The organism is Rubrivirga sp. (assembly GCF_049648075.1).
Taxonomy (GTDB): Bacteria; Bacteroidota; Rhodothermia; order Rhodothermales; family Rubricoccaceae; genus Rubrivirga.
In genome coordinates this window covers 1-6,191 of record NZ_JBARYR010000446.1, presented here as the reverse complement: position 1 = coordinate 6,191, position 6,191 = coordinate 1, and the positions used below count along the sequence as shown (strand labels likewise).

General features: G+C 69.1%; 7 protein-coding genes. 1 reads left to right on the top strand and 6 read right to left on the bottom strand.

Going from position 1 to position 6,191, the window contains the following annotated elements:
• From WBA11_RS12790 to WBA11_RS12780, 3 genes are all read right to left on the bottom strand, one after another.
• On the bottom strand, positions 1-728 hold a 728-nt coding region (locus tag WBA11_RS12790; protein WP_424521065.1), incomplete at its 3' end, for a metal ABC transporter ATP-binding protein.
• A complete protein-coding gene (locus WBA11_RS12785) occupies positions 725-1,714 on the bottom strand; it encodes a metal ABC transporter solute-binding protein, Zn/Mn family (RefSeq protein ID WP_424521064.1) in 990 nt (329 codons plus the stop codon). The genes WBA11_RS12785 and WBA11_RS12790, both read right to left, overlap by 4 nt.
• Complete coding sequence (locus WBA11_RS12780) at positions 1,711-2,379, bottom strand: metal-dependent transcriptional regulator (protein ID WP_424521063.1); 669 nt, start codon at positions 2,377-2,379, stop codon at positions 1,711-1,713. The genes WBA11_RS12785 and WBA11_RS12780 overlap by 4 nt, the downstream gene beginning before the upstream one ends.
• Positions 2,380-2,576: 197 nt before the next feature.
• Here WBA11_RS12780 and WBA11_RS12775 point away from each other — a divergent pair, with 197 nt between their 5' ends.
• A complete protein-coding gene (locus tag WBA11_RS12775) occupies positions 2,577-2,732 on the top strand; it encodes a hypothetical protein (RefSeq protein WP_424521062.1) in 156 nt (51 codons plus the stop codon).
• Between the two features lie 27 nt (positions 2,733-2,759).
• Here the strand turns inward: WBA11_RS12775 and WBA11_RS12770 are convergent, their stop codons facing one another.
• From WBA11_RS12770 to WBA11_RS12760, 3 genes are all read right to left on the bottom strand, one after another.
• Positions 2,760-4,673, bottom strand: coding sequence for a glycoside hydrolase family 2 protein (locus WBA11_RS12770; protein ID WP_424521061.1), 1,914 nt, complete (start codon positions 4,671-4,673; stop codon positions 2,760-2,762).
• Positions 4,674-4,817: 144 nt separating this feature from the next.
• Complete coding sequence (locus tag WBA11_RS12765) at positions 4,818-4,979, bottom strand: hypothetical protein (RefSeq protein WP_424521060.1); 162 nt, start codon at positions 4,977-4,979, stop codon at positions 4,818-4,820.
• 57 nt (positions 4,980-5,036) lie between these two features.
• A partial coding sequence (locus tag WBA11_RS12760) for a VC_2705 family sodium/solute symporter (protein ID WP_424521059.1) occupies positions 5,037-6,191 on the bottom strand: 1,155 nt, incomplete at its 5' end.

The window sequence follows — 6,191 nt, the reverse complement described above, 5'->3', positions numbered from 1 at the left end:
CGGCCGCCGTAGGCGGCGCGCAGGTTGGCGTCGGTGAACACCTCGTCGACCGGGCCGGCGGCGACGCGGCGGACGTTGAGCAAGAGGACCCAGTCGAAGTACTCGGGGACCGTCTGCAAGTCGTGGTGCACGACCAGGACCGTCTTTCCTTCTTCGCGCAATCGCTGGAGCAGCGACACGATGGCCCGCTCCGTCGTCGCGTCGACGCCCTGGAACGGCTCGTCCATCAGGTAGACGCGGGCGTCTTGCACGAGTGCGCGCGCTAGGAACACGCGCTGCTGCTGACCACCCGACAACTGAGCAATCTGGCGCTCGGCGAAGTCGGCCATGCCGACTTGGTCCAGGGCCTCGAGGGCGTCCTCTCGTTCCTTGGCGCCTGGCCGCTTGATCCAGCCCAGCCGGCCGTACGTGCCCATGAGCACGACATCGAGGACGGACGTTGGGAAGTCCCAATCGACGGAGCCGCGCTGCGGCACGTAGGCCACGTCGCGGCGTCGCTTCTCGAGCGGCTTGCCCAACACCTCGACGCGACCGGCGGCAATCGGTAAAAGCCCCAGGACGGCTTTGATGAGCGTGGTCTTGCCCGCCCCGTTCGGCCCGACGATCGCCATCAGCACGCCCTCGGGGACGCGCAGGTCGATGTCCCACAGGACCGGCTCGTCGCGGTAGGCGACGGTCAGGTCGGCGACGTCGATGGCGGCCGTGTCGGCGGCGGGCACGAGGCTCACGACGGGACGCGTGCCGCGACGGGACCCGTGGTGTCACCGCTCAGGGCGCTGACGATGGTCTCGACGTTGTGTCGGATCATGCCCTCGTAGGTGCCCTCGGGCGTATCGGGGTCGCCGAGCGCGTCCGAGAACAGGCTCCCGCCGATCTCGACCGTCCCGCCGCGCGCGCGCACGGCCTCGAGGACGGCGTTGATGCTCCGGTCCGAGACGCTGGTCTCGACGAACATGGCCGGGATGTCGTTGTCGGCCACGAACGCGGCCAGGTCCTGAACGTCGCCGGTCCCGGCCTCGGTCGCGGTCGAAAGCCCTTGGAGCCCGCGGACCTCGAAGCCGTAGGCGGCGCCGAAGTAGTTGAACGCGTCGTGCGCCGTCACGATAACGCGCTGGTCCTCGGGCACGTCTTGGACGCGCGCGCGGACGTACTCGTCGAGAGCCTCAAGCTCCGCGTCATATGCTGCGAGGTTGGCGGCGTAGATCTCGGCGTGGGCCGTGTCCGCGTCAGCCAGCACCTCGGCGACGGTCTCGGCGACGTCGCGCCACAGGCTCACGTCCATCCAGACGTGGGGGTCGAAGGCGCCCTCGAACTCTTCGGGCTGGAGCAGCCTCGAGGAGCGGACGGTGTTCGCGACCGGCTCCGCGCCGATGCCCAAGCCCTCGACCTGCTCGAGCGCCTCGCCCATCTTGCCCTCGAGCTCGAGGCCGTTGTAGAGGACCATGTCGGCCTCGACGAGCCGGGCGACGTCGCTCTCTCGAGGACGGTACAGGTGCGGGTCCACGCCCGGACCCATTAATCCTTCGACCTCGACGCGCTCACCGCCGATCTCGCGGGCCAAGTCGGCCAGCATCGAGGTCGTGGTCACGACGCGGACCTTGCGGTCGGCGATCGGCGTGTCCTTATCGTCGCCACCGCACGCGCCGAGCGTCAGGGCCAGGAAGAACAGGAGCGGAGCGACCCAGCGGATGGGCGTCGAGCAGGTACAGGTCATGAGACGTCGTCGAGGAAGAGGAAGGGAGGTGTGCCTGGGCTGAGCGAGACGGTGTCGCCCTCGAGGTCGCCGGACAGCACGTGGATGGTGGCGGCCCCGTCGTCGGAGACGGCCTCGAGGCGGAAGCGGGTGCCGGGGTAGAGACCGGCGTCGCCGACCTCGCGCAAGAGGGCGTTGTCGTGGTCGCTCACGCGCGCGACGGTCGCGAGTTGGCCGGCCTCGAGGCGAGCGAGCGGCAAGAGGTCGCGCTCGTCGAGGACGAGGTCGGGCGTCGGGATCGGGTCGCCGTGGGGGTCGTGGGTGGGGTGGCCGAGCGCGGCGTCCATGCGGGACTCGAGGTCCTCGGAGAGCACGTGCTCCCAAGCCTCGGCCTCGTCGTGGAGCTTGTCCCACGGGACGCCCAAGGCCTGGTGGAGGTAGGTCTCGACCAGCCGGTGGTGGCGGATCGTCTCGACCGCGACCAGCCGGCCGGGCTCGGTCAAGGTGGCGCCCTGGTACTTCTCGTGGTTCACCAGCCCGGACTTCGCCAGCTTTTTCAGCATCCCCGTCACCGACGCCGGTGCGACCTCCAAGCGCTCCGCGAGCGCGGACGTCGTCGCCACCTCGCCCGTGCGGGCGAGCGCATAGATCGTCTTGAGGTAATCCTCTGCTGCGGGTGTGGGCACGGGGACTCTGTTTAGCCCGGGCTAATTTAGGGCCTCCTAAACTGACAACGTCGTCGTGTTCCGTCTCCTCGCCATCTCCGTGTCCGCCCAAGGCTTACGGACCGTCCTGACCTGACCGAGAGCACAGAGTTCGTCACCGGCGTCCAGACAGGTCTCGTCCTCGAGGTCGATGGCCAGCCGGCCGTGGGTCCATCGATGTGAGCGGGCCGCAAGCACACGTCTGTGCCGGGCTGGGGCCCGGCCTCGAGGCCCGCATCGGACTGCTGGACTACTGGGTCGTCGACGTTGGCACGGGTCTGACGGAGACCGCGCCCGACGCGTTCGGCGGGATCGGGTTCAGCACGCGGTTCTAACAAGCCGGCCATGTCCTCGAGGACGCGCTACGGCCGCCCCTCGGCCTCGATGCGGCCGTACCACTCGCGCATCACGTCGAACGCCATTTTGCGCTGGCCCTCGGGCGAGACGACGCCCTTACGGTTCCAAAAGTCCTGGATGCCGGGCAGCGGACGCCGCGGCGAGCGGAAGTCCATCAAGATCCACGGGCTCACGCCGGCCACGCCGTCGATCCGGGACAGCATCCCGACCTGCTGTCGGTAGAGGTACGCCTGGTGGTCCTCGGTCCAGACCTCGTGGATCGAGCCGTGGTGACCGGCGAGCGCGCCGCCGCCGAACTCCGAGATCACGAGCGGCTTGTCGTAGGCCAGTTGCCACGTCAGCGAGTCCGCGAGCGACGGCTTGCCCTCGTACCACCCGACGTACTCGTTGACGCCCTGCACGTCGAGGTCATCGGCCAGCGGGTCGTCCACGACGACGGTCGTGCCGCGCGTCTCCTTGAACAGGGCCGCCGTCACCAGTCGCGTCGGGTCGAGGTCGCGGACGGTCCTGACCAACCCGCGCAGGAACGACAGCCGCGCGTCGGTCTGGGGCGTCTCGTTCGCGACCGACCACAGGACGACGGCCGCGCGGTTCTTGTCGCGCGTGACCAATTCGGTCATCTGGCGCTCGGCGCGGGCGTAGGTCTCGGGGTTCTCCCAGTCGATGGCCCAATAGACCGGGACCTCGGCCCACAACAGGATGCCGAGGCTGTCCGCGAGCGCGACGGTGTGCTCGTTGTGCGGGTAGTGGGCCAGCCGGACGAAGTTGGCGTTCATCTCGCGCGCCCAGCCCAGGAGCGTCGCTGCGTGCTCGGTCGAGGACGCCCGCCCGCCGCCGGGCCGCTCCTCGTGCATCGAGATGCCGCGCAGGAAGATGGGCTCGCCGTTGAGGAGCACCTCGGTTCCCTGGGTCTCGACGGTCCGAAACCCGATGCGCTCCGTCGTCCGGTCCAGGACCTCGTCCTCGAGGACGGCTTCGATCTCGACGGTGTGCCGATACGGGCTGTCCGGCGACCACCGCTCCAAGTCGGGCGCCGGTAAGCGGAACGTGGCGCGGCCGTCGGCGCCGGTCGGCGCTTGGGCCTCGAGGGCGCCGATGCGGACGGTGACGGTCGCTCCGACCTCGAGGGCGCCATCGAGCTGGACCCAGCCGGCGACGTGGTCCGGGGCGTCAGGATCGAGGTGGACGAACGTGTCGCGGATGAACGTGGCCGGGACCTCGACGAGGGAGACGTCGCGGGTCAACCCGCCGTAGTTCCACCAGTCCGTCGCCAGCGTCGGGACGGCGTCGCGGCGGCGGCGGTTATCGACCTTGAGAACCAAGGAGTACGCGTCGCGGCCGTTGGCTCCGCCGGCCTCACGGCTCTCGAGGACGCGGGCGGGCTCGGCCCCGAGAGCGTCGGTGATCTCGAACTGGAACGGCGTGAACCCGCCTTCGTGACCCCCGAGCGGCGTCCCATCGAGCCATCCCAGCGTCTCATAGTTGGCTCCGCCGACGTGCAGGAAGACGCGGCGGCCGGCAACTCGCTCGGCGTCTGTGCGCGGGTCTTGGACGTCGCGCTGGTACCAGACGGTGCCCTCGTACAGGAAGAGGTCGTCGGCCTGGGTGTTCCAGTCGCCGGGCACGCGCAACGTCCTCGAGGCCGGGTACAGGTACTCGAGGCGGTCGGCCGGGTCCGTCACGCGGGCGTCGTTGCCGTACATGTCGCGCCGGGCCGGGTTCATCGGCTCCAACGTCAAGATGTTGCGGTAGCCGGTCTCATACGGGTCCACGACCGCGTTCCACGTCCCGTTCAGCGAGGTCACGTCCCGCGCTGAGACGTTCGTCATGAGCGGCGCCGAGCCGGCCTCGACGGTGAGCGGCGCCTGGGCCGACGCGGCGGCGGCGAGCAAGGCGAGGGCGAGCAGACGGGTCGGCATAACGGGGCGTGCGGGTGCCTCGCTAAGATGCGACCTCGAGGGCGACCGGCGCGGCCTCGATGCAACTCGCCCTCGAGGCCGTCACGCTCGACAAGGACGAATGCGAACCTGCCTCCTGCCAAACGAGGAGAGATCGCGGCGCTCTCAGGCTGCCGAGCCGTTCCAGGCGACCTCGAGGTCGGAGCACGAGGACCGACGCGACGCCCGCCCGGTCCCGCCCTCGAGGTCGAACGTGACGGGTTGAGATCCTTCGACTCCGCTGCGCTCGCTCAGGATGACGCTCGGTTGGAGCGAGGAGGTGGCCACGCCACACCTGAGCATCGACGACGCCGTCCTCGAGGTCGGACCGGGCCTCGAGGACGGCTACCCGGCCAACTCCGCGTCCGAGAGCGAGCGCGGGTACCGGATCTGCTCAACGAGAGACTGCACGCCGGCCGGCGGCGGAGGCGTAGCCAGACTCACGCCGACCGTCAGGCCGAAGTTGAGCAGCATCCCGACCACGCCGATCCCCTGCGCCTTGATGCCCAGGAACGACTCGAGGACGGGCGCCGCGCCGAACACGCCCGGCGCGACGACGTGCGCGCGCATCAACACGATCATGATGAACGTGAACGCCAGCCCGACGGCCATCCCCGCGATCGCGCCCTGCTTGTTGGCCCGTTTCCAAAAGATGCCGAGCACGATGGTCGGGAAGAACGACGCCGCGGCGAGACCGAAGGCGAACGCGACGACCTCGGCCACGAACCCGAGCGGGAAGATGCCCAACAAGCCCGCCCCGATGACGGCGACCAGAATCATCCAGCGCCCGACCTTGAGCCGTTGCGCGTCGTCGGCGTCCGGGTTGATGACCTTGCCGTAGATGTCGTGGGCGAGCGCCGATGAGATCACCAGCAGCAGGCCCGACGCGGTCGACAACGCCGCCGCCAGACCACCCGCCGCGACGAGCGCCACGATGAACGCACCGAGGCCTGCGATCTCGGGCGTCGCCAGGACGATGATGTCGCGGTTGATCGCACCGAGGAACGCCGTCACGTCGCCGCCGCTCGCGCGGATCGCCTCGAGGTCGATGAGGCCGGTCGCGGCCCAGCTCTGCACCCAAGTTTGTGACGCGAACGCTTCGGGTCCAAGCTCCACGAACTGTTGCAAGATGGCCGTCTTGGCAAACACTGCGATGGCCGGCGCCGTCGTGTACAGGATCGCGATAAACAGCAGCGCCCAGAACGCCGACCACCGCGCCGCGCGGACGCTCTTGACGGTGTAGAACCGGACGATCACGTGCGGAAGCCCCGCCGTTCCCACCATCAGACACAGCGTGATGCAGACGACGTTGAGCAGGTCGTTGTTGACGAACGGACTCGTGTACGGGTCGAGGCCGAGATCCGCCTGGAGCCCATCCAGCAAGGGAATCGCCTCGCCGATGGCGACGTGCGGGATCGGGTTGCCGAACAGCAACAGCGCGATGGCGACGGCCGGGATCGTGTACGCCACGATCAGCACGCAGTACTGCGCGACTTGCGT

What these genes read in the sequence shown, in the direction of transcription:
- WBA11_RS12785 (WP_424521064.1), bottom strand. Translation starts at nt 1,714, where the DNA reads ATGACCTGTACCTGCTCGACGCCCATCCGCTGGGTCGCTCCGCTCCTG.
- WBA11_RS12770 (WP_424521061.1), bottom strand. Translation starts at nt 4,673, where the DNA reads ATGCCGACCCGTCTGCTCGCCCTCGCCTTGCTCGCCGCCGCCGCGTCG.